Genomic DNA, 22,669 nt, shown 5'->3' on the forward strand with positions numbered 1-22,669 from the left:
GGTCAAGTGAAGGGGTCTGGAGTGATACCGTCGTTCCAGTGGAGTTGATCGTCGATCAGAAACGGAAGTTCGGTCCACGTCAGATACTCTCGGAGCGACTGCTTATCCACGCTAGATGGTGGCGTTATGCCCGGAGTCAGGTGGCGGTCCGCGACCGTAGCGAGATTCGATGTACTTGAAGTTCCGAGTTTGTACTCCTTCGTCGAATACGATCGCACCGCAAACCCGAACGTGTCGTCGTCGTGATCCTCGAGTTCGATGATCCCGGGCGATCCGCCGTCGGACTGTGCGATATCGGTCGAGCCGTCGCCGACGATCAGATACTGGTCACCCAGGGCCGCGTTCTCCTGGACGATCTCGAGCGCCCCGCGAAGCGGGAAGCCCCGGTTGAGCAGCCGCGCCATGATTTCGCCGGCTTCGACGGCGTCCTCGTTGATGACGTCGCTGTACGTACTCACACCGCCGAACGCACCGCGGCGGGTCAGCGCGAGCCCCTGTTCGTAGGAGCGACAGGCGTTCAGGAAGAAGACGCCCAGATCGACCGACTCGAGCGTTCGGACGTCGAGTTCGCCGTCGGTACAGCGGATGCCGTCTTCGGTCGCGTGGCCGATGTAGTGGAGGAAGTCGTAGCCGCCCTCGGTCAGCAGGGACGCGAGCTGGTCCGAATCGACGCCGAACTCGGAGCGGACGTCGAAGGGCAACGCCTCGCGATTGCCGTACGCGTCGCCGAGGAGGTCGTGTTCGTCGAGCATCCGCACGTCGTTACAGACGAGCAGGATTTTGATCGAGTCGTTCCGAGCGCCGCGGTCGAGTTCGCTGCGGTAGGCTTCGATCGTGGCTTTCGACGCGTGCTGTGGGATTCCGTCGCCGAACCACGCGTGCTCGATCGACTCACCGGTTACCGCCGGAACCACGAATTCGGACGGGTTCGGCGGCGCAGACGATCGGTACGTCGAGGCGGAGCGGACCAGTTGCGCGCTCGTCGCCTCCGTCTGCGGAACGTTGGTCGGCGTCCGACCGCGCGCTTCGCGAACGAGGCCGAGCTCGTTGACGACGAACGGGATGACCTCGACGCTTTCCGGGTCCGACGGCAGGTGTGCCGTCAGCGGCCACCGGGGCAGGTGCGGCTCGATGAGGTCGAACGGTACCTCGAGGTAGCGCTCCAGTCGAACCGAGAGCGGTTCGTCGTACGTCGCCGCGAGATCGAACGGCAGGTCGTCCTCGATCATCGACCGCTCCAGCAGTTCGTACCGGAAGAGTCCCTCCGTTCGCGTGAGGCAATCGCAGAAGAAGAATCGCCGGAAGAGATCGGCAATTTCGTCACCGAAGGATTCCGCCGCGAGCGGTCGTTCGAACTGCGACGTTTCGAGTCGCGGATTTCGGCCGGATCGAACCGTTGCACCGAGGAAAAACGCCAGCGGAGCCGCTTGATACGCGGCCAGATGCTCCGGCGGAACGACGAGCGTGATGTCGTTGTCCGGCGCGTCGACGGCCGACGGAATCTCGAGGCGGTCCCCGAGTTCGATCAGCGGCGGATGACCGCGCAGCGTCGGCCACGTTCGCTCCGGCGACGTGGTCTTCAGCGCGGACGGGAGCGCCGAGATGGCCTGCAGCATCGAGTCGAGATCCGGCGGCGTCGTGATCGTCCCCGCGGGCTGGTCGTGGAGCGACCGGACGCCGAGGTCGATCGTCGCCTCGCGGTCCAGCGAGATCCGGACCGACGAGAGGCCGACGTCGATCGTCGCCGCGGGGTCGATCCGAAAGTAGAGTTTGATCGGCGCGCTGAGGCCGACGAACTGCGGTCGGTCCTCGAGGTGGACCGTTTGGGCGCCGGTGACGGCCTGTTCGGTCCGGCCCGAACTGTCGTGGATCGTCACCGAGTAGCGTTGATCGAACCGAAGCCCGTCAGTCTCGATCGCGCAGGTTCGATCGACCGGGAAACAGAAGTCGGTCGTCTCGGACCCATCGATGGAGACGGGCGCCGTCGACTCGATCGACAGATACCGCTGTTCGATCGCGTCGTGAATCTCGAGGCCGACCGGGTCCGTCGTTTCGTCGAAGGTGATCGTCATAACTCCTCTCAGCGGATATGAACGTTATTCGCGCGGACCATCAAAAGGATACCGTCGCGCCAATTTGGCGATCTCCGGGCCGCTGTTACGATCATAGTCACGAATCGCCCTCCGAAAGCGTCTCGTTTGCGACGGCACTCAGCGACCGAAAGACGAGTTGGGGGAATCGTGGCTCGAGTCCGCTCGGTCGGCGGCCGCTCCCGCCGTCGGTTACCGCGAGCGGGACGCGTTCGATCACGCCCCGATCCGCCAGTTCGTACAGGAACCGCTTGACCGTCCCGGCTGTCAGCGATGACCGCTCGGCGATCTCCTCCGCGACGTCGCGGATCGGTCGGTCGCGGCTGTCGATCGAGATCAGGTGCGCGAGCACGCGCTGTCGCGTTTCCGGGAGCACGAGCGTGCGATCGACGTGAACGCCGTCTTCGGGGACGGCATCGGTCGCTCGCTCGATGTGCTGGTCAGTGATCCGATCGGCGTCGGCCCCGCTCGCAACCACTGCGGCGCCGAACAGCGCCGCCAGCGCATCGTGGGCGTTTCCGTCGGCCCAGTCGGCGACCTGCCGGACGAGTTCGTGGTCGATCCCGCCCGCGGCCAGCCCCGTCGAGGTGCGGTCGGTGAGCACGTCGACGAGTTCGTGGTCGCGATAGGCCGGCACGCGGACGACTCGCCCGGACCAGTCCTCGGGTGCGGACTGGCCGACGGCGACGGTCGCCACGCTCTCATCGACCGGCTCGAGCAGTTCCATCGCCCGGTCGTAGGCGAGCGTCTCGGGTTCGTCGTGGTGGTCGATAGCGACGACTGCCCGCCGGTCGCGGCGCTCGAGCCGTTCGCGAACTCTGTCGCGCAGGTCGTCGGTGCCGACGCCGCTCTCCGGAACCGGCTCGGCCGAAATCTCCGCGAGGAGGGTTCGATAGAAGGCGAAGGCGCTCTCGGTGCGGCGAGCGTCGACGTAGACGAACCGCGTGATCGGTTCCGTAGAGCCCGCACGGGTCGTCGTGCCGATCGGTCGATCCGAGGACCCGACGCTGTCGGTCAGCGCATCGAACAGCGCCGTCACGACCGCCGACGTTCCCGCGCCGGCGGGGCCGACCACCGCGACGGGGTCGGGAAGCGTGCCCTCGAAGACCGGCTCGAAGACGTCAAGCAGTTCCTCGAGAACGGGGCCGCGCCCGACGGGTTCGGGGCGGTGCACGGTCGGACTGAGGTGGTCGCGGTCGACGACGAGGCCGCGGGTCCGGTAGGCCGAGCGTCGTCGAGCGATGCGTTCGCGGAGGTTCATGCGATTACGACTGTGCCGTGGTCGTCCCGTCCCCGACAAGTGCCGCCTCGAGGACCTCGAGCGTGTGAGTGATCTCGTAGCCGGTGCCGTGTTCCATCTGCATCGAGCAGGTCGGACACTCCGTCAGTCCCTGCTCGGCGTCGGCGGCGTCCATGTGTTCGAACATCTCTTCCCCGATTTTCATGGATGTTTCGTAGTTCTCCTCCTTCCAGCCGTAGGTGCCGGAGATGCCCGAGCAGGAGTCGCCGACGTCGTGGGCCTCGATGCCCTCAATGAGCGACAGTAACTCGACGGTCTGCCCGTCCAGTCCCTGATTCCGGGCGTGACACGGCGCGTGGTAAGCGAAGTCGTCGAACCCCTCGACTTCGGTCCCCTCGAGCGCGGCCTCCAAGTCCTCGTGGACGCGCAGGTACTCCACCGCGTCCCAGGTGTTCTCGGCGACGCGCTCGGTGTCCTCGAAGTCGAACAGTTCGGGGTACTCCTGGCGCAGCGACATCGAACACGAACTGCAGGAGGCGACGATGTCGGCGCCCTCGTCGATCGCCGCGGCGAGTTCGGGGACGTTCGTCTCGGCCGCGTGGCGGGCGTCCTCGAGCATGCCGTTTGCGAACATCGGCGTGCCCGAGCAGTGCTGGTCGGGGACCATGATCTCGTAGCCGAACTGCTCGTAGACGCGCACCAACGCCTTCGCGACCTCGGGCGTGTTGTAGTTGGCGTAGCAGCCGTGGAAGTAGGCGACGCGCTTGTCGGGGTTCTCGACCTTCGCGCCGCCGCGTTTGGCCCACCACTCGCGGAACGTTTCGGTGGCGAACTCGGGGAACTCCCGCTCGCTCGTGATGCCCATGACCTTCTCGCCGAGCCACTTCGTGACCGACAGCCCCGTCACGAAGTTGGCCGTTCGGGGGAACATCGCGGCCAGCGGCGCGAGGCGGCGGTAGTTCGCGAGCATGCGGTTGCGCCAGTACTCGCGGGAGAACTTGCTCATGTTCTGTTCGACGTACTCCGCCCGCGCGGTGTTGTGCATCTGCGAGAGCGGGACTTCGGAGGGGCAGGCGCCGTCACAGCGCATGCAGTTCGAACATTTCATCACCGACTCGTCGATGTCGTGGTCCTCCTGGCGCTTGAGCCGCCACTGCTCGGGCCCCTGGAACTTCGGTCCGGGGAACTCGTCGTCGACCTCGGCGACGGGACACTCGGTGTCGCAGGTCGAGCACTTGTAGCAGTTGTCGGCGCCCGGCCGGAGGTCCATGTCCTCCGCCTCGGGGAAGACCTGAATCGGTTCGAACTCCTCCTCGTCCGCGCCCGGTACGTGATCGTCGGTCGGTCGTTGTGCGTCGCTCATCGAATCACCTGAAAGGATCGTCGGTTGGTCGTCGCGTCGGTGCGTCCGTCGGTCGTCGTGTCGTTGCTCGAGTCGCGTGTTGCCGCCACAGTCGCGGTCCGGTTCGTCAAAATTCCGCTCACGCCTGCTCCACCTCCTCGGCCGCTCGCTGTCCCGCGACGTAGCCCGTCGCGAGGGAGACGCCGGCGCCGGACTTCTCGGCCGCGTAGTCGTAGCCGCCCAGCACGGCGCCGGCGGCCCGCAGGTTTTCGAATTCGGGCTCGTCGTCGGCGTCGAGTGGCCGAAGCTCCCGATCCGACGCGAGGCCGAACCGGGCGTAGGGCTGTTCGCCGAAGGCGTCGTCGACGAACCAGTCGTAGCGGTCGTCGGCGTGGGGAACGTGGCAGTCGAAGATCGGCTCGAACACCCGCTCGCGCTCCGAGCGGACGCCCTTGCCGACCAGTCCTCCGGTTGCGAGGACGTACTGGTCCGCGCGGTGGGGAATCTCGGTGCCGTTGCGGTCGACGATGACGTGGTCGATGCGGTCGCCGTCGTCGTCGCTCGTACTCGAGGTCGAACCCGCTCCCGCCCCGGCCGTCTCGTAGTCGACCACCGGAACGCCCGACGTCACGCGGACGCCCCGGTCCTCGAGCGCGTCGTACAGCAAGTCCTCGAGGCGCAGTCCGGGCAGGCTCGGCGGCCCCATCGGGACCTCGAAGACGTCGACGCCGAGCCGTTCGGAGAGATCGGCCCGCACTTCGGCGGCGTGCTCGTCGCCCAATATCGCGGGGAAGCCCACACGGGGCTCGTCCTCGAGAAGGTGCTCGACGGTCGCGGCCAGCGCCTCCCGCGCGCCGGTTTCGCCGGCACCCGTCTCGACGGTCTCGTCGTGGTCGAGCAGGTGGGCGTACCGCGTCACCTTCGCGTCGTCTCGAATGATGCCGGGGAACGGCACCGTCGCGCCGCGGGCCTCGAAGGGGACGCCGGCGGCCTCGAGGTGCTGTGCGGCCAGCGGGGCGTCGAAGTCCGGCAGCGTCTCGAAGCCGACCAGCAGCGCGTCCCGGTCGTCGCTGGCCAGCCCGGCGGCCGTCGACGCGGGGTAGCGCGCGGTGGGCTTGACGGTGCCGCCGTGGGTCGGGACGAGGGCGTTCGCGTCGGTGTGGCCGCCCGCGTACGCGTCGCCCGTCACGTCGTCGAACACCGAAAGCGCCTCGCGGACCGCGTCGGAGCCGACCCGTTGGTAGGGGTGTTCCTCTGGGAGGTCCTCGAGGGCGTCGAACGGCTCCGCGAGCGGGCCGTCGCCGTCGGGGGTGTATCCCAACACGTCGATCAACCCGCTCGCGTTGCGGAGCGTGCTCTCCTTGTGCGTCACCAGCCGAACCCGCGCCCCGCGGTCCGCGGCGACCAGCGCGGCCATCGAGCCGGCGATGCCGCCGCCGATCACGAGCACGTCGTCTTCGATCGCCATCTCAGCGCCCTCCGTCCGCTCGAGGAGTCGTTTTCGTCGGGCCGCCGTCGAACGCGGCGTACTCGAGCGTCGACTCTGCGTCCCTCTCGTTCGCGGGGTCGCGGTCCCGGTTCATCGTCGTCGCGTGCAGGGCGTAGTTGAGCATCGCCTGCGAGAGCTGTTCGCCCCACAGGGCGTGACGTTGCCCCTTCCAACGCTCCTGGAAGAGTTCGTCCAGCGCCGCCCGAACCGTTTCCTCGTCGTACTCGGGGTGGAGTTCGTTGGCCATGTTCTGACAGCAGAAGCCGCCCTGACAGTTCCCCATCGAGGCGCGGGTCCGGATGCGCACGGCGTTCAAGTCCGAACCTGACTGCTCGATCGCGTCCTGAATCTCCGCGCGCGTGACGCCCTCGCACTGGCAGATCACGGGGTTGGCGCCGTCGCCCTCGAGCACTTCCCTCGCGCGACTGCCGAGTCGCTGCTTGCTCCGGCGGGCGACAGGCGACCGCAGCCCGAAGTTGTCCATGCCTTCCTCGAGAACCGACAGGTCCTCGCTGCCGGGCAGCGGTTCCTCGGCCGTGGCGCACGACGCCGTTACGCCCAACTTCTCGCAGACGTGGTTCGATATCTCCTCGGCCATCGCGCGGTAGGTGGTGAACTTGCCACCGACGATGCTCGAGATTCCCGACACCTCGTCGCGGTCGGCGTGGTCCAGCAGGAAGAAATCGCGCGTGATATCGGTCGGGTCCTGCGTGCCGGTCCCCGGCGGCTCGTACAGCGGCCGGACGCCCCAGAACGACCGGATCGTCCGCGCCTCCTCGAGGATGGGGACGAGTTCCGAGAGGGTGTCGATCATCTGGTCGACCTCCCACTGCTCCTCGGGGTAGTCGTCGGGGTCCTCGACTTCCTCGTCCGTGGTGCCGAGGATCGCGGTCGTCTCGTGGGGCACGATGATGTCCGCGTCCCCCTTCGGCCGGCAGCGGTTGACGACGGTGTCGACCTGCCGGACGTTCATGATCGTCATCACGCCCTTCGAGGGTCGAACCTCGATCTCGAGGTCGGCCATCGCGCCGATCTGTCCCGCCCACGCGCCGCTGGCGTTGACGACGTACTCGGCGGTGATCTCCTCGGTCGTGCCGGGCGCCTTGTGGGTCCGTTTGCCCGGGCCGGAGTCGTGGCGAACCTCGACGCCGTAGACGTCGTCGCCCTCCCGGAGGAGGTCGATCACTTCGGCGTGGGTCTCGACGCGCGCGCCGTGGCGCTCGGCGTCGATCGCGTTCGCGACGCAGAGCCGGAACGGATCGACCGCGCCGTCGGGGACTTCGATCGCGCGCTTGATGTCCTCCGCGAGGTACGGCTCGATCTCGCGGGCCTCGCGGGCCGAGAGCACGCGGGCCGGAATGCCGCAGTCGCGACAGCCCTCGAGTTTCTCCCGGAAGTAGTCGTCCGAGTCCTCGGGCCGCTGGACGAACAGGCCGCCGGTCTCCTCGACGCAGTGACCGGCGATATCGCGCAGGATCTCGTTTTCTTCGATGCACTCGGTCGCGCTCGCTTGGTCCGAGACGGCGTACCGGCCGCCGCTGTGGAGGAGCCCGTGCATTCGGCCGGTCGTGCCGTCCGTCAGATTGCCTCGCTCGACGAGGGTGACCTCGAGGCCGCGCATCGCCAGATCCCGGGCGATACCGCAGCCGGTCGACCCGCCGCCGATTACGAGGACCTCAGTGTCCCGTGCCATTCCCTTCACATAGGTCTACTATTCCGCCGCACCATTATTTTATCGACGGCGCCGGAACGACCATAACAATCGGCTGCACGCAGCTGGAATATACAAAACATTGATGTTATTCGCCCGAGAAGTAGCTGCATATCCGCCAGTATAACCACGCTACTGCACATTCTTCGCCCGGAGAATTACCGAGAATTATTAATAAGTTTCGCATATTACAGTAACATTTATAATGATTGTCGGATGTGTTTACCGATAGCACGCGACCGTCGGTAAAGATGTCGCGTGGAATTTGGGGTAAGCTCTCATGACAGCGAACACGTACGTCGGCGCGATCGACCAGGGGACGACCGGGACGCGGTTCATCATCTTCGACCACCGCGGGCAGGTCGTCGCCAACGCATACGAAAAGCACGAACAGATCTACCCGGAACCGGGTTGGGTCGAGCACGACCCGATGGAGATCTGGGAAAACACCAAGGCGGTGACGACGCAGGCGCTGAGTCAGGCCGAGATCAGTCCCGACCAACTCGAGGCCATCGGCGTCACCAACCAGCGCGAGACGACGGTGCTGTGGGACGCGGACACCGGGAAGCCGGTCCACAACGCCATCGTCTGGCAGGACCGGCGCACCACCGAGCGCGTCGAGCAACTCGAGGAGGACGGGATGACCGAAACCATCCGGTCGAAGACCGGCCTCGAGCCCGACGCCTACTTCGCGGCGACGAAGGCCGAGTGGCTCCTCGAGGAGGGCGATCCGATCAAGATGGAGCGCGCGCGGCCGGAGGACGTCCAGGACCGCGCGAAGTCCGGCGACGTCCTCTTCGGGACGATCGACAGCTGGCTCATCTACAACCTCACGGGGAACCACATCACCGAGGTCACCAACGCCTCGCGGACGATGCTGTACAACATCCACGACCTCGAGTGGGACGACGAACTCTTAGAGGAGTTCGGCATCCCCCGCGAGATGCTCCCCGAGGTCCGCCCCTCCAGCGACGAGAACACCTACGGGACGACCGATCCGGACGGCTTCCTCGAGGCTGAAGTCCCGGTGGCGGGCGCGCTGGGCGACCAGCAGGCCGCGCTGTTCGGCCAGACCTGCTTCGACGCCGGCGACGCGAAGAACACCTACGGCACCGGGTCGTTCTTCCTGATGAACACCGGCGACGAGGCCGTCACGTCCGACCACGGCCTGTTGACCACGATCGGCTTCCAGCGCTCGGGCGAACCCGTCCAGTACGCGCTCGAGGGGTCGATCTTCGTCACCGGCGCGGCCATCGAGTGGCTCGAGGACGTCGATCTGATCGACGACCCCTCCGAAACCGCGGAACTGGCCCGCAGCGTCGACTCGACGGACGGCGTCTACGTCGTCCCCGCCTTCACCGGGCTGGGCGCTCCCCACTGGGATCAGCGCGCTCGCGGCACCATCGTCGGGATGACCCGCGGCACGCGGAAGGAACACCTCGTCCGGGCGACGCTCGAGTCGATCGCCTACCAGACCCGCGACGTCGCCGAGGCGATGGAGGCCGACTCGGGCATCGAGATGACGAGCCTGAAGGTCGACGGCGGCGCGGTCAAGAACAACTTCCTCTGCCAGCTCCAGTCGGACATCATCGGCTCGGAGATCGTCCGGCCGATCGTCGACGAGACGACTGCGCTGGGCTCCGCGTACGCGGCCGGGCTCGCCGTCGGCTACTGGAACGACCTCGAGGAACTGCGCGACAACTGGCGCGTCGACCGCGAGTTCGAACCGGAGATGGATCGCGACCTCGCCGATCGGCGGTACGATCGGTGGGCCGACGCGGTCGACCGGGCGCGCGACTGGGCGCGGGACGGTGATGAATAAATGTACGAAACGGTGCTTCAGGTGCCGGTCATCGGCATGGAGTTCGAAGCGTTCGCCGTCCTGCTGATCGCCGCCCTAGCCGGCGGCGCCTTCGGCGCAGCCCTCGGCGCGTTGCCCTCGTTCGTCTTCACGGGCTTCGTCGTCTTCCTCGGGGAAGGACTGGCCGTTCTCGAGGGTGAAATCGGCGCCGCCGAGGCGATCGGCGCCGGCGACATCGCGACCGGCATCACCGGCACGATCGGCTTCGGCGCGGTGACCGGCCCGCACATCGCCTTCGCGGGCGGTGTGGCCGCGACCGCCTACGCCGGGAAGAAGTACCCCGAAATGGAGCCCGACGGCTGGGACTACCACTTCGGGAAGGACATCCTGTACGCCTTCGGGACCAAACCCGACATCCTCGCGGTCGGCGCCGTCTTCGGCGCCGTCGGGATGCTCTTCACCCGCGTGATGGACGGCGTCGGCTTCCCGACGGACAACATCGCGCTGTCGGTCGTCGCCACGGCGTTCCTGGCCCGGATCGTCTTCGACTACCCGATCGTGGGTAAGGTCGGCGGCTCGAGCGTGCTCGACATGTCGCCGTTCGAGCGCGAGGAGAAGCGGATGGCGGCCGACGGCGGCACGGAGGCCGACCGGCTGGCGACCGAGCCGTGGCTGCCCCACCAGTACGAGTGGTCCGGCGTCGCCACCATCGGTATCGTCGGCGGGCTCCTCGGCGGGTTCATCTGGCTCGAGACCGGGAGCATCTTCCTGGGCTACGCCATTTCGGCGATGAGCCTGCTGTTCCTCAACCTCGGCGTCGAGAAGATCCCCGTCACCCACCACATCACGCTGCTGGGCTCGACGGGCGCGGTGATCGCGGCGTCGGTCGTCGGCAGCGATCCGGTCATCCTGCTCGTCGCCGGTGCGTTCGGCGCGATCAGCGCCCTCATCGGCGAACTCTCCCAGCGGGTGTTCTACTCCCACTCCGGGACGCACGTGGACCCGCCGGCGATGGCCATCGCGGCGTTCATGTTCGTCCTCGGGGTGCTGTACCTGGTGGGCGTCCTGCCGAACGCGGGCTACCTCGGGCTCTAACCCGAGCCGTTTTCGGTTTCATTTTCCTGACTCCCTCGAGGCTGGGCCGCCGTTCTCACAATCTCCCCGTCAGAGCGCCGGCAGCGACGCGTCCGAGAAGACACCGTCGACACCGGAAAGCGCCAGCCGCGCCGCCTCGAGACCCGAATCGACCGTCCACGCGTTCACGGCGAAGCCGCGCTCGTGCGCGCGATCGACGATATTCGTCTCGTGACACAGGCCGGCCGACGGATGAACGGCAGCACACTCGAGATCCGCGGCCGTCTCGAGCCCCCGATCGGGATCATCGCCGAAGATGTACGCGAGCGCCACGCCGTCGGTCAGCGACTGCACCTGCCACAGCGCGGTCGGATCGAACGACGAGACGAGCACCGAACCGTCGAACTCCTCGAGGAGCCCCAGCAGGTCCGGCGCGAGCCCGCGTTCTTTCAACTCGATATTCAGCCGCACGTCGGGCGGAACCGCCTCGAGAACCTCGGCAAGACGTGGGACGCGAGCGTCCGACGAACCGATGGACACAGTCTGCAGCGTCCCCCAGTCCAGCCGGCCAACTCGGTCGGTCACCGCGCCGTCGGTGAGCCGCTCGAGCGTCTCGTCGTGGACGCAGACGAGTTCCCCGGAGCCGCAGCGACGGACGTCGACCTCGATGTCGTCGGCCCGCGACGCGGCGTAGCGGACTGCCTCGAGGGTGTTTTCGGGTCGCTCGGCGGCGAACCCGCGATGGGCGATGACGTCGACCGATCGGATGCGGACAGCAGTAGCGAACAGGAGCGAGGCGCTGCCGACGACGCCGCCGGCCAACAGCCGCCGGCGCGATAGCTGCGAGCGGAGCGCCATTACGGCTCGGGGGCCGCCGCGCGTCGCTCGCGGTCGGAGTCCGAGTGGTAGATCGCCTCGCCGGTCTCGGGATCGAACAGGTGGAGCCGATCGGCGTCGAGCGTCAGCGTGACGGCGTCGCCCGCGGCGCGACCGGTTCGGGGCGCGGTCTGGACCTTGAACTCGTCCTCGCCGGCCCGGCAGTAACACAGCAGCGTATCGCCGAGCGGTTCGGTCACTTGCACCGTCGCTTCGATCGGCCCAGTGGTCCGCTCGGGGTCGCCGCGGCCGTCTCGCCGTCGATCCGCAGTGCCAGCGCCGCCGGCGGACGACGCGTCGCGATCCGCGAGCGAGGCGTCTTCCGGGCGGAAACCGAGGACGGCGCTGTTGCCCTCGAGACCCTCGAGTTCCGGCGCGCCCGGCACCTCGATCGCGAACGCCTCGTGGCGGACGACCGGGCCGGACGGCCCCTCGTCGACGGTCACCTCGAGCATGTTCATCGCGGGGTCGCCGATGAACTCGGCGACGAACCGGTTCGACGGGTAGTCGTAGAGCCGCTGGGGCGTATCGACCTGCTGGATGCGCCCGTCGTTCATGACGACGACCCGATCGCCGAGCGTCATGGCCTCGGTCTGGTCGTGGGTGACGTAGACGGTCGTCGTCCCCAGCTCCTCGTGGAGCCGCGAGAGTTCGGTCCGCATCTCGACGCGAAGCTTCGCGTCCAGGTTGCTGAGCGGCTCGTCCATCAGGAAGACGGCCGGATCGCGGACGATCGCGCGGCCGAGCGCGACCCGCTGTTGCTCGCCGCCCGATAGCGCCGACGGCTTTCGGTCCAGCAGGTCCGCGATGCCGAGCGTCTCGGCTGCCTCGGTGACGCGCTGATCGATCTCCTCGCTCGAGAAGTCGGTCGCCGACCGCATCCCGAAGGTCATGTTCCGCTCGGCGGTCATGTGCGGGTACAGCGCGTAGTTCTGGAACACCATCGCGATGTCCCGCTGGTGGGGTTCTTGGGCGGTCACGTCCTCGTCGCCGATGCGGACGGTTCCCGCGGTCGGCGACTCGAGGCCGGCGATACACCGCAGCGTCGTCGACTTGCCGCAGCCGGAGGGACCGACGACGACGAGGAACTCCCCGTCGCGCACCTCGAGGTCGATCCCGTCGACGGCGGTGACGTCGTCGAAGCGCTTCCGTAGGGCTGTGAGTTCGATCGATGCCATTATTGGACTCCGAAGGTCTCGAGCAGCGGTTTTCGGAACACGATCAGGACGGCGAGCGGCGGCACCAGCGTGACGATCGAACCGGCCATCAGCAGCGGCCAGGCGATCTCGCCGGACTCGACGACCCCCTGTAGGAGGCGGATGCCGACCTGCGCGACCTGCATCGACTGGTCGTCGACGATCAGCAGCGGCCAGAGGTACTGGTTCCACGAGTAGATGAACATGATCACGGAAACGCCCGCGATCATCCCCTTCGACATCGGGATCAGTACGAACGCGAGGAACCGCAGGGGACCGACGCCGTCGAGCTTCGCCGACTCGACGAGCGAGGCCGGAATCGACAGGAAGTGCTGGCGCAGCAGGAAGACGGTCGTCGCGCTCGCAAGGTAGGGAATCGTCAGCGCCGCGAAGGAGTTCGCCCAGCCGAGATCGGCCGCCAGCTGGAACAGCGGGACGATCCGGACCGGCACCGGCAGCATCAGCGTCAGCAGGACGACCGCGAAGACGGCGTTCTTGAACGGGAACCGGTAGTAGACGATCGCCAGCGCCGCCAGCAGCGAGACCGCGAGTTTGCCGATCACGACGATAACCGACATGATCAGCGAGTTCAGCATGTACTGGCCCATGTCGTACCGGAACAGCACGTCGCGGTAGTTCTGCGCCGCCGTCTCGAGCGACAGCTCCGAGACGCTGGTGAACGTCGCCCGCGTGCCGAAGCTGATCAGCGCCGCGATCACCAGGGGCAACGCCATCAGGGAGACCGCGAGCAGCAGGCCGGCGTGGGCTCGCAGCGTCGCGCCGTCGAGGGCGGGCAGTCCGCGCTCGAGGTCGATGAGCCGCCGGGACTCGCCGCCGGTGGGCGCGTTCGTGCTCGTACTTGCGTTCGCGTTCGTGTTCGTGTTCGAGTGCCGTGACATGGTTAGGCTCCGTAGTGCACGCGTTCGTCCGAGAAGCGAAGCTGTGCGTACATCAGGAGGCTCACGACGGCGAACAGGACGACCGACTGGGCCGACGCGAGGCCGTGGTTGTTGAACTCGAAGGCGTTGCGGTAGAGGTCGAAGATCATGATGTTGGTCGCGCCGCCGGGACCGCCCTGGGTCATCAGGTCGATGAACGCGAACGTCCCGAAGAACGCGTAGATCGTGTTCATCACGACCAGGAACAGCAGGGTCGGCGAGATCAGCGGCACGTAAATCCGGACGAGTCGCGTCCAGCGGCCGATCCCGTCGAGTTCAGCGGCCTCCCGGAGCGTCGCAGGCACGTTGTTCAGCGCCGCGACGGTGAAGATGACGTTGTAGCCCAGTTGCTTCCAGATCGCCGCGACCGCGACCACGACGAACGCCTGGCGGCCGTCGCTGAACCAGTCGACCTCGAGTCCTGTGTACCCCTCGAGCACCGCCGTCAGCGTCCCGATCGAGGGGTGGATCAGGAACAGGAAGACGATGCCGGCGACCGCGGGCGGCAGCGCGTACGGCCAGATCGCGGCGATCAGGTAGCCCGACTGGCCCCAGTCGACCTCGTACAGCAGGAACGAGACGACCAGCGAGAGCGTCATCACGCCGACGACGACCGCCGCCGCGAACGCGACGGTGATCGCGACGCTCTCGTGGTACGCCGACGAGGACAGTAGCGTCTCGTAGTTGCCGAGCCCGACCCAGGTCCGCTGGCCGCCGAAGAACAGCGTCTGGTGGAAGCTCAGCTCCAGCGCCTCGAGCGCCGGGTAGTAGAGGAACACCGCCGAGACGAGCAGCGTCGGGGCCAGCAGGAGGTACGCGACGGAGATACCCCGGAGCTCGCCCAGCAGCGATCGGTCGTCCTCGCGAGCGTTCGCGACGGCGCCGCGGACGCCGTGCTCGCGCAGGTACGCGACCGTACCGCGAAGTCCCCGCTCGCGCAGGAACTGGCCGACGCCGAGGGAGCCGCCGTAGATTTCTTTCGTGTCTCGCGTTCCCATCGTTACGAGCCGCGGGCCTCGACGTAGCGCTCCATCTCGGCCTCGATTCCCTCCTTCATGCTCGCGAGCCCGTCCTCGAGGTCGGTCCGTTCCTCGAAAATCTCGACGGAGCCCTCCTGCAGTTGGACGGCCACCTGCCGCGCGGGGCCGACGAGCATGCGCTTGGTGGCGGTCGTCTGCTCGCTGGCGAGTAGCTGGTCGAAAGCCGTTCCGTGGTGGGGGCTCTCTTCGAACCAGCCGTCCTCCTCGAGTTGGTCGACAGCCTCACCGCGAACCGGGTAGTAGCCGGTCTCCTTGTGCCAGGTGATCTGGTTCTCCGGCTGGCTCATGAACTCGAGGAACTGGCCGACCTCGTCGGCGCGCTGGTCGGACATGTCCTCGGGGACCCACAGCGACGCGCCGCCGATGACGACGCCCTCGCGGCCGTCGATCGCCGGGTAGAAGCCGGTGCCGAGCTCGAAGCCCTGCTCCTCGCTCTGGGCGATGGCGCCGGCGACGGAGGCCGTCGACGTGAGCAGCATGCCGACGTTCTGGCCGTAGAAGAGGTCGGTCGCCTCGCCCCAGGCTTCCATCCCGGGATTCGTGTAGAGGTCCTCCTGGGCCATGTCGCGCCACCACGACCAGAGCCGCTCGCCGACGTCGGTCTCGGTGTGGACGGTCGTCGGATCGTCCGCCCAGCCGTTCTCGTTGTCCACGAGCGTCTGGCCCGCCAGCGAGTACCAGTGCTCGATGAACCAGACGTGGTTGGGCCAGGTGATCCCGTACTCGGCCGCGCCCGAGTCGACGATCTCGCGGGAGTACTCGGTGACTTCCTCGAGCGTCTCGGGCGGTGATTCCGGATCGAGGCCGGCTTCCTCGAAGATGTCCTTGTTGTAGTAGAGGATCGCGTTCGAGTTGTTGAACGGCAGCGAGTAGAGTTCGCCGTCGATCGTGAAGAAGTCCGTCACGGGGTCGAGGAAGTCGTCGACCGGGTAGTCGTCGGGGAGGATACCCTCGACCGACTGGAAGGCGTCTGTGTCGAGGATCTGCTTGGCGTGGAGGCTGTCGATCTGGACGACCTCCGGCATCGTCCCGGCGTCGATCGCCGCGAACGACTGGTTCAGGGTGTCCTCGTAGCTCCCCTGGTAGACCATCTCCACGTCGATGCCGGTCTCCTCCTGGAACTGGTCGCCCAGCCGCTCCATCGTCTCGCCGTTGCCGCCGCCCATCGCGTGCCAGACGGTGATCGCGTCCTCGTCCGGCTCCGACTCGAGTTCGGCGTCCGTCTCCGGTTCTTCTCCACCGGGCAGCGCGTCGAGGCAGCCGGCCATCGCGACGCTTCCGGTGAGTGCCACAGCACCGTTGCGCAGTACCGATCTCCGTGAGTTTCGGGTCACGAGTGTTCGGTCCGACAGCGCGGTAATGAACATTGCTAGGAACTAACCATACCTTCGCCGAGCAGAACGTATCGCTGTGAGTGACACTCAGCCGTACTGTGAGAATCGTAGCCACACCCGACTGAAACGGAGACTACGAGGCGGTCGACCACCGTGTCGCGAGTAACCGTTTAGGCGACAGGTCCCCGACGTGGGGGTATGACCGCCGATCCGCCGCTGGTGCTCGACATCGACGGAACGCTAACTCGCCCCGAAGGCTGGGGCATCGATCCGCGCGTCTTCGATCCGATCCGGGAGTGGGACGCGCCGGTCGTAATCGCCACCGGGAAGGCCTTTCCCTACCCCGTCGCGCTCTGTCACTTCGCCGGCGTGCCGGAACTCGTCGTCGCCGAGAACGGCGGCGTCGTCTACACCGGCGACGACGTCTTCTTCACCGCCGACCGCGAGGCCGCCCAAGCCGTCGCCGAAGAGTACCGTGCCGCCGGCTACGATCTGGGCTGGGGCCGCGAGGACACCGTCAACCGATGGCGCGAAACCGAGATCGCGGTCAACTTAGAGCAACCCGTCGAGCCGCTGCGGGAGATCGCCGCCGAGTACGGCCTCGAGGTGATCGACACCGGCTACGCCTACCACGTCAAGGACGCCGACCCGAACAAGGGCGAGGGCGTCGAGGTCATCGCCGAGCACGTCGGCTTCGACCTCGCCGAGGCGGTCGCCGTCGGCGACTCGATCAACGACGTCTCGACGTTCCAGGTCGCCGGCCGCAGTTTCGCCGTCGCGAACGCCGACGAGGCGGCCAAACAGGCGGCCGACGAGGTGCTCGAGGACGTCCACGCCGACGGCACGCTGTCGGTTCTCGAGCGAGTTCAGGGCACTCGCGAGGACGTGTGAGTTCGTATCACGAATATAAGTCGTTCGAGATCGATATGTTCGTATGGAAATCGTCGAGAACACGCTCGAGACGGACCTCGAGAGCGTGCTCGAGCGACCGCTGTTCTGTTACCTCGCGCAAGCCGTCGACGCCGGGCCGAGGCTCTCCCCGCTGTGGTTCCTGTGGGAGGACGGCGCGTGCTGGATCATCGCCCGGACGGATCGCTCGTACCTCGAGCGGGCGGACCGACAACCGGAGGCGGCCGTCGCGATCGTCGACTTCGACCGTCGGACCGGCCGCGTCGAGCACGTCGGGATGCGCGGGAGGGCGGCAGTCGAACCCTACGATCCGGACCGGGCCCAACGGCTATTGACGAAGTATCTGGGTAACGAGGTTGAGGACTGGCCGGACGGCTTCGTAGACCTGCGCCCCGACGACTACCGGCTCATCCGCTTCGACCCGGAGACGGTCGTCGCTCGAGACCAGTCGTATCCGGCGCCGCCGGTAGTCTGGAACGACGGCGACTAACCGCTCGGCGAAAGAGCGAGCGAGGCCGAACCGCGTTCAGTACCCCGTCTCGAACACGTCCACGATATCCGCCTTGTCCATCCGGCGCGGGTTCCGCTCGATGTTGTGCTCGGAGTGCTCGAGCGCGATGTCGGCGAAGGCGTCGAACTGCGATTCGTCGACGTCGCCGACCTCACGAATCTGATTCGGAATTCCAATGTCGTCGTTCAGCGCTTTCACGGCGTCGACGCTGCGGTGGGCGCGCTCGAGCGTCGACTCGTCCTCGCGTTCGGGAACCCCCAGCAGGCCCGCAATCTCGGCGAACCGATCGGGTTCGGCGGGGACGTTGTACTCCATCACGTGGGGCAGGAGCACGGCGTTGGCCAGTCCGTGGCCGAGCCCGCACTCGGTACCCAGCGGGTAGGTGAGCGCGTGGACGGCGCCGAGCCCGGAGTTGACGAACGCTTGGCCGGCCAGCATGGCCGCGAGGCTCATCGCGTAGCGGGCCTCGTCGTTGTGCTCGCCCTGGTGGACCGCCTCGCGGAGGTTGTCGCCGATCAACTCGATCGCGCGGCGGGCCAAGGCGTCGGTGTAGGGCGTCCGCAGCGTCGAAACGTAGCTCTCGACGGCGTGGGTCAGTGTGTCCATTCCGGTCGCGGCCGCAACCTGCGGCGGCAGCGAGCGGGTCAGTTCGGGATCGACGAGCGCGAGGTCCGCGAAGAGGTGCTCGGAGTAGACGACCTTCTTGTTCCCGCCGTCCTCCTTGTCCGCGAAGACGCCGATATGAGTCACCTCGCTGCCGGTGCCAGCGGTGGTCGGCAGCAAGATCGTGGGTCGACCGGGACCGGGAACGTTGCCCATCCCGAGCAGTTCGCGGACCGGCACGTCGTGTTCGGCCAGTGCGGACGCGAGCTTCGCGGTGTCCATGCTGGAGCCGCCGCCGACGCCGACCACGACGTCCGCGTCGACCGCTGCAATCTCCTCGGCCGCCGCCTCGGCGAGCGCGAGTTTCGGTTCCGGCGTGACGCCGTCGTAGGTCGCCACCTCGACCCCTGCTGCCTCGAGCGCCTCGAAGACCGGATCGGCCGCCCCGGCCTCGAGCACGCCCTCGTCGGTGACGACCAGCGCGGAGTCGACGTCCTCCTCGGCAGCGTAGGCCTCGAGTTCGCCCGCCGCGCCCATGCCGTACCGGATGTCGTTCGGACTGCCGACGCCGTTGACGTCGCGGATGGAACCGATGCCGTCGAACATGACGGGATACATACCGATCACCGGCAAAAGTGTTCCCATCCCACACGGCCGGCGGCGACCGGCGGCCCGCGACAGAACCCTTTTGCTCCGGCGGTCGAACGATTACGTATACGTATGCTCCTCGAGTCACCGATCGCCGTCCTCGGACTCCTCGCGACGGTCGGCGTGTTCGGGTACGTCTACCGCGACGCGACGAACGTCGAGATGGGGCGCCCGCTGCTGTGGGCGACGGTCGCGGCGGCCCCGGTGCTGGTCGGCCTCGGGCTCTACCTGTTCGCGTCGGTGCCGACGACGGGAACGATCATGACGGCCAACACCGGCGCGGTGATCTACACGTTCGAACGGGAGGTCATGCTCGAGGACGACGACCCGCCCGAACCGGGCGAGTTGCCCCATCAGAAGTGAGACGCCGAGGAGGGGAGATCGCGTGCGACCCGCCGCGGGCCGGTGTGAAACCCGCGGTGACGCGCCACGTCGACCTTTCAATCCGATACTTACGAGCGGCCGCGAGTGCCGAGCGCGGTTATTATTGCGCTGGATTCTCTAGAGCGCTCCAATGAGCGACTCCGAAAGTGGTCCGAAGCAGGTCGATTCACCGGACTACCACAGCGAGAACCACACCGCCGCCCAGACCTGCGGCTGGACGGCCAACGCCTTACGCGGGGAGGGCCGGTGCTACAAGAACGTCTGGTACGGCATCGAGTCCCACCGCTGCATCCAGATGACGCCGGTCGTCAAGTGCAACGAACGCTGCGTCTTCTGCTGGCGCGACCACCGAGGCCACGCCTACGAACTGGACGACGTCGAGTGGGACGACCCCGAGGCCGTCGCCGACGCCTCCATCGACCTCCAGAAGAAACTCCTCTCGGGCTTCGGCGGCAACGACGAGGTTCCCCGCGAACGATTCGAGGAGGCCATGGAACCGCGCCACGTCGCCATCTCGCTGGACGGCGAACCCACGCTCTACCCCTACCTGCCGGAACTGCTCGAGGCCTTCCACGAGCGCGACATCACGACCTTCCTCGTCTCGAACGGCACCAATCCCGACGTTCTCCGGGAGTGCGACCCGACCCAACTCTACGTCAGCGTCGACGCGCCCGAGCGCCACACCTTCGATCAGGTCGTCAAGGCCGTCGAGGACGACGCCTGGGAACGCCTGCTCGAGACGATGGACGTCCTGCGGGAGAAAGAGGAGACCCGAACGGTTCTGCGGACGACGCTGGTCGACGGCGAGAACATGCACCACCCCGACTGGTACGCCGGCTTCTACCAGCAGGCCGACCCCGACTTCATCGAACTAAAGGCGTACATGCACGTCGGCCACTCGCAGGGCCGACTCGACCGCTCGTCGATGCCCGACCACGAGGACGTCGTCGCGTTCGCGGAAGACGTACGGGAGTACATGCCCGAGTTCGACGAACTCAAGGGCGTGCCGCCGTCCCGCGTCGCCCTGCTGGCGAAGACCGAGGACACGTGGGTCCCCAAGCTGAAGAAAGACAGCGACTTCTGGGCGCGGGATCCGGTGACGGGCGACTGATCGACCGGCCCGGCTTGCCCCAATCTCGATCGTGTTCGCTCGAGTGCGAGCAACCGTTTACGGAGACGCCAGTTCGTATTCGTCTGACAACATCTCGTCGACGTGCGCTATACGCTGTCGGGGAGTGACGCGCCGCTGAGTGGGATCGAAGTCGATCACCCCGGCTGCACGCAGCATCGGGATGTGTACGTGCAGCAGTTCGACTTCGATCACAGTCCGTCGATCGATCGGTGCCGGATTCGCTGGCGGCTCGCACTCGGCGATCGCTGCCACCAGTTCGTCGACGGTGATCGCCCCCCTGTCGCGGATCGTTGCGACGATCGTTCGTCGACGCTCGTTCGCCGCGATTCTGTGTAGTTCGTCCCGGCGCAGTCGGTTGGAGTCCCCCATGATCGATCGACAGAGCGATATTTACAGCAGGGGGTTATCATGTTATCCGGTGGAACTGTTTCAGGGCGTGCACGACGTACGGGCGGTGAGCGACGGAACTGCCGCTCCGTCGCGATCGACGACTGAACGATCTCAGAGTTCCGCGGCGGATTTACGTCGCGCGGCCGAGCGGTACTCCTGGTACAGGTCGCTCGCCCACTCCGCGACCGACGGCTCGGTCGTTTCCAGCAAGGCCCGCGGAAACCCGTCGTCGTCCTCGACGCCGAGTTGAATCGTCCGCGCGTCGTCGATCCCGAGGTAGAACGGCAACGGCCCGTCAGAGACGAGCAGCGTCATCCGACCCGTCTGCAACTGCTCGCGAAACAGCGGGGCGAACGACTCGGATTCGATCGTCCGCTCGACTTCCGGAGAGACGATCAGTTCGGCCTCGAGGTCGCCGTTCGTGACCCGTTCGTGGAGGAGTTTGCAGCCCTCGAGTTCGGTCGACGGGAGAAACGCGCGAAACTCCGCCGTCGACCGCATAAACTCCGTTTGCGTGCGGCCCGGTTTGTACGGATCACCGGGCGTCGAGGGGGTGATCGTCGCGCCCTCGAGCTGGTCGATCTCGAGGTCGTGCTCCGAGAGCGGAAACCACTCGAGGAACGGCGAGAGCTCCTCCGCCGCGCGGAGGGTCTCGACGAAGTCCAGAAACCCCTCGGCGACGAGCGTGCCGACGGGCGTCAGCCGGTGGCGGTCGGCGTGGCGCTCGACCCAGCCGCACTCCTCGAGCGCGGAGAGCGACCGGGCGACCGTCGACCGCGAACTGTCCAGTTCCGTCCGCAGTTCGCGTTGCGTCGCCGGCCCCGACTCGAACAGCCGCGTCAGGATATCGATTCGCGCGTCCGACCGAACGAGAAACGAAATGTGTTCGCGTGGCGCCGTCGGGTCCCCCATATGCCACCGCGTTTGCAGACGAGTACCATAGTCGATTTGGCTCCGGTTATACTGATCGGCATTAGGCTGATTCCGAATGGTTGGATCGGCGAGAAGATTTAAGGACGAACCGCTAAAACCCACCGCGAGTGAGTCTCCGATCGTTTCTCGAGGCCGTCGGGCCACCCGATCACGCCTTGGCCGTCGTCGGCGACACGAGCGGACCGCTCGAGGGGATGCTCGCGGAGACGTTCGCGGAGACGCCGGTCGACGTCGCGTCGAGCGACGCCACGACGGATCTCGACCGTTCGGCGCTCGATCTCGAGGCGAGTTCCGAGGGTGACACTACCGTCGTACTACTCGAAGACGACACGCCGATCGCGGCCTCCTCGATGGACGAACTCTACGAGTCGATCCTCGCGATCAACTCCGACCTCTTTACGACCGGCGCGCGCGGGCTCGGCGAGATCGCGCTCCCGGACGTGCTCGCAGACCTCGCTGATACGCGCCTGCGCCTGCGAGGGTATCCGCTCGCCCACAACGAAAAACTGGTCCTGATCCTGCTCTCGCGGTACATCGAGCAACGGGCCTGGCTGGGCGACGGCGGCACGCTCCACACGGCGTTCCAGCACCTCTCGCGGCTCAACGACGAGGTCGGCACGCTGGCAGTCTACGAGGAACTCGAGCGGACCGCGGTCGACGTCCACGTCTACGGCGTCCCCGATGACCGCAGCGTGACCGACGAGTTAGACGTGACAACCCACACCGGAACGGCCGACGAGTACCGGAACGGCTGGTTCGTCGTCTACGAACCCGACGATCGGACGACCGATCCGGACCCCGCCGCCCTGCTGTGTCTCGAGACCGAGCCACGGATCTGGGACGGCTTCTGGACCTTCGATCCCGAGCGCGTCGCCGCCCTCGAGGAGTACGTGGCGACCGAACTGTAGGGAGCGACGGCTCCCTCGGCGGTCCCCGAAGCGTCTCCGACGGAAACCGGCAAGCGGCGGGACAACCGGTGGCTTTTCCACCTGCGGGTTCGGAGTACGCAATGAACCGTCGACAACGGC

Annotated in this window: 20 protein-coding genes; 7 read left to right on the forward strand and 13 right to left on the reverse strand. The window is 66.8% G+C overall.

Annotated features, from left to right (window positions below; genetic code table 11):
• Window positions 1-2: 2 nt before the first annotated feature.
• From ATJ93_RS05375 to glpA, 5 genes are all read right to left on the reverse strand, one after another.
• Window positions 3-2,072 carry a hypothetical protein gene (locus ATJ93_RS05375; protein WP_120243563.1) on the reverse strand — a complete coding sequence of 690 codons (2,070 nt, stop codon included), beginning with the start codon at window positions 2,070-2,072 and terminating at the stop codon, window positions 3-5.
• A gap of 97 nt (window positions 2,073-2,169) precedes the next feature.
• Window positions 2,170-3,351 (reverse strand): Cdc6/Cdc18 family protein, encoded by a 1,182-nt coding sequence (locus tag ATJ93_RS05380; RefSeq protein WP_120243564.1) that lies wholly within the window; start codon window positions 3,349-3,351, stop codon window positions 2,170-2,172.
• 4 nt (window positions 3,352-3,355) lie between these two features.
• Entirely contained in the window at window positions 3,356-4,693 is a 1,338-nt protein-coding gene (locus ATJ93_RS05385) for an anaerobic glycerol-3-phosphate dehydrogenase subunit C (protein ID WP_120243565.1), read from the reverse strand.
• A gap of 118 nt (window positions 4,694-4,811) precedes the next feature.
• Window positions 4,812-6,140 (reverse strand): glycerol-3-phosphate dehydrogenase subunit GlpB, encoded by a 1,329-nt coding sequence (gene glpB / locus ATJ93_RS05390; RefSeq protein WP_120243566.1) that lies wholly within the window; start codon window positions 6,138-6,140, stop codon window positions 4,812-4,814.
• 1 nt (window position 6,141) lies between these two features.
• Window positions 6,142-7,854, reverse strand: a complete 1,713-nt coding sequence (glpA, locus tag ATJ93_RS05395) for an anaerobic glycerol-3-phosphate dehydrogenase subunit GlpA (RefSeq protein WP_120243936.1) — start codon at window positions 7,852-7,854, stop codon at window positions 6,142-6,144.
• Window positions 7,855-8,152: 298 nt separating this feature from the next.
• On the opposite strand from glpA, the gene glpK reads away from it, so the two are divergent.
• Both glpK and ATJ93_RS05405 read left to right on the forward strand, forming a co-directional pair.
• Window positions 8,153-9,694, forward strand: coding sequence for a glycerol kinase GlpK (gene glpK, locus ATJ93_RS05400; RefSeq protein ID WP_120243567.1), 1,542 nt, complete (start codon window positions 8,153-8,155; stop codon window positions 9,692-9,694).
• Window positions 9,695-10,768, forward strand: a complete 1,074-nt coding sequence (locus ATJ93_RS05405) for a hypothetical protein (RefSeq protein ID WP_120243568.1) — start codon at window positions 9,695-9,697, stop codon at window positions 10,766-10,768. It abuts the gene before it with no gap.
• A gap of 69 nt (window positions 10,769-10,837) precedes the next feature.
• On the opposite strand, the gene ATJ93_RS05410 is transcribed toward ATJ93_RS05405, so the two are convergent.
• From ATJ93_RS05410 to ATJ93_RS05430, 5 genes are read right to left on the reverse strand one after another with little or no spacing between them, the layout of a single operon-like run.
• The gene (locus ATJ93_RS05410; protein WP_120243569.1) at window positions 10,838-11,605 is read right to left on the reverse strand and encodes a glycerophosphodiester phosphodiesterase; all 768 of its coding nucleotides are present in this window, start codon (window positions 11,603-11,605) and stop codon (window positions 10,838-10,840) included.
• Window positions 11,605-12,801 (reverse strand): ABC transporter ATP-binding protein, encoded by a 1,197-nt coding sequence (locus ATJ93_RS05415; RefSeq protein ID WP_120243570.1) that lies wholly within the window; start codon window positions 12,799-12,801, stop codon window positions 11,605-11,607. The genes ATJ93_RS05410 and ATJ93_RS05415 overlap by 1 nt, the downstream gene beginning before the upstream one ends.
• On the reverse strand, window positions 12,801-13,718 hold the full coding sequence (locus tag ATJ93_RS05420; protein WP_120243571.1) for a carbohydrate ABC transporter permease: 918 nt from the start codon (window positions 13,716-13,718) through the stop codon (window positions 12,801-12,803). The genes ATJ93_RS05415 and ATJ93_RS05420 overlap by 1 nt, the downstream gene beginning before the upstream one ends.
• Before the next feature lie 2 nt (window positions 13,719-13,720).
• Window positions 13,721-14,755, reverse strand: a complete 1,035-nt coding sequence (locus ATJ93_RS05425) for a carbohydrate ABC transporter permease (protein WP_120243572.1) — start codon at window positions 14,753-14,755, stop codon at window positions 13,721-13,723.
• Window positions 14,756-14,757: 2 nt separating this feature from the next.
• Window positions 14,758-15,963, reverse strand: a complete 1,206-nt coding sequence (locus ATJ93_RS05430) for an ABC transporter substrate-binding protein (protein ID WP_120243937.1) — start codon at window positions 15,961-15,963, stop codon at window positions 14,758-14,760.
• 366 nt (window positions 15,964-16,329) lie between these two features.
• Here ATJ93_RS05430 and ATJ93_RS05435 point away from each other — a divergent pair, with 366 nt between their 5' ends.
• Both ATJ93_RS05435 and ATJ93_RS05440 read left to right on the forward strand, forming a co-directional pair.
• Window positions 16,330-17,022 (forward strand): phosphoglycolate phosphatase, encoded by a 693-nt coding sequence (locus tag ATJ93_RS05435; RefSeq protein WP_120243573.1) that lies wholly within the window; start codon window positions 16,330-16,332, stop codon window positions 17,020-17,022.
• 43 nt (window positions 17,023-17,065) lie between these two features.
• A complete protein-coding gene (locus tag ATJ93_RS05440; RefSeq protein WP_120243574.1) occupies window positions 17,066-17,530 on the forward strand; it encodes a pyridoxamine 5'-phosphate oxidase family protein in 465 nt (154 codons plus the stop codon).
• A gap of 36 nt (window positions 17,531-17,566) precedes the next feature.
• On the opposite strand, the gene ATJ93_RS05445 is transcribed toward ATJ93_RS05440, so the two are convergent.
• Window positions 17,567-18,760, reverse strand: coding sequence for an iron-containing alcohol dehydrogenase (locus tag ATJ93_RS05445; RefSeq protein ID WP_120243938.1), 1,194 nt, complete (start codon window positions 18,758-18,760; stop codon window positions 17,567-17,569).
• 114 nt (window positions 18,761-18,874) lie between these two features.
• Between ATJ93_RS05445 and ATJ93_RS05450 the strand changes: the two genes are divergently transcribed.
• Both ATJ93_RS05450 and twy1 read left to right on the forward strand, forming a co-directional pair.
• Window positions 18,875-19,165: a hypothetical protein gene (locus ATJ93_RS05450; protein ID WP_120243575.1), complete on the forward strand. Its 291-nt coding sequence runs from the start codon at window positions 18,875-18,877 to the stop codon at window positions 19,163-19,165.
• A gap of 151 nt (window positions 19,166-19,316) precedes the next feature.
• Window positions 19,317-20,297, forward strand: coding sequence for a 4-demethylwyosine synthase TYW1 (gene twy1 / locus ATJ93_RS05455; RefSeq protein ID WP_120243576.1), 981 nt, complete (start codon window positions 19,317-19,319; stop codon window positions 20,295-20,297).
• A 57-nt stretch (window positions 20,298-20,354) separates the two neighbouring features.
• On the opposite strand, the gene ATJ93_RS05460 is transcribed toward twy1, so the two are convergent.
• A complete protein-coding gene (locus tag ATJ93_RS05460; RefSeq protein ID WP_120243577.1) occupies window positions 20,355-20,687 on the reverse strand; it encodes a DUF7344 domain-containing protein in 333 nt (110 codons plus the stop codon).
• 132 nt (window positions 20,688-20,819) lie between these two features.
• Window positions 20,820-21,620 carry a helix-turn-helix transcriptional regulator gene (locus ATJ93_RS05465; protein WP_120243578.1) on the reverse strand — a complete coding sequence of 267 codons (801 nt, stop codon included), beginning with the start codon at window positions 21,618-21,620 and terminating at the stop codon, window positions 20,820-20,822.
• A gap of 128 nt (window positions 21,621-21,748) precedes the next feature.
• On the opposite strand from ATJ93_RS05465, the gene ATJ93_RS05470 reads away from it, so the two are divergent.
• The gene (locus ATJ93_RS05470; protein WP_120243579.1) at window positions 21,749-22,549 is read left to right on the forward strand and encodes a DICT sensory domain-containing protein; all 801 of its coding nucleotides are present in this window, start codon (window positions 21,749-21,751) and stop codon (window positions 22,547-22,549) included.
• Window positions 22,550-22,669: the final 120 nt, after the last annotated feature.

Source organism: Halopiger aswanensis, assembly GCF_003610195.1.
In the GTDB taxonomy this organism is placed as follows: domain Archaea; phylum Halobacteriota; class Halobacteria; order Halobacteriales; family Natrialbaceae; genus Halopiger; species Halopiger aswanensis.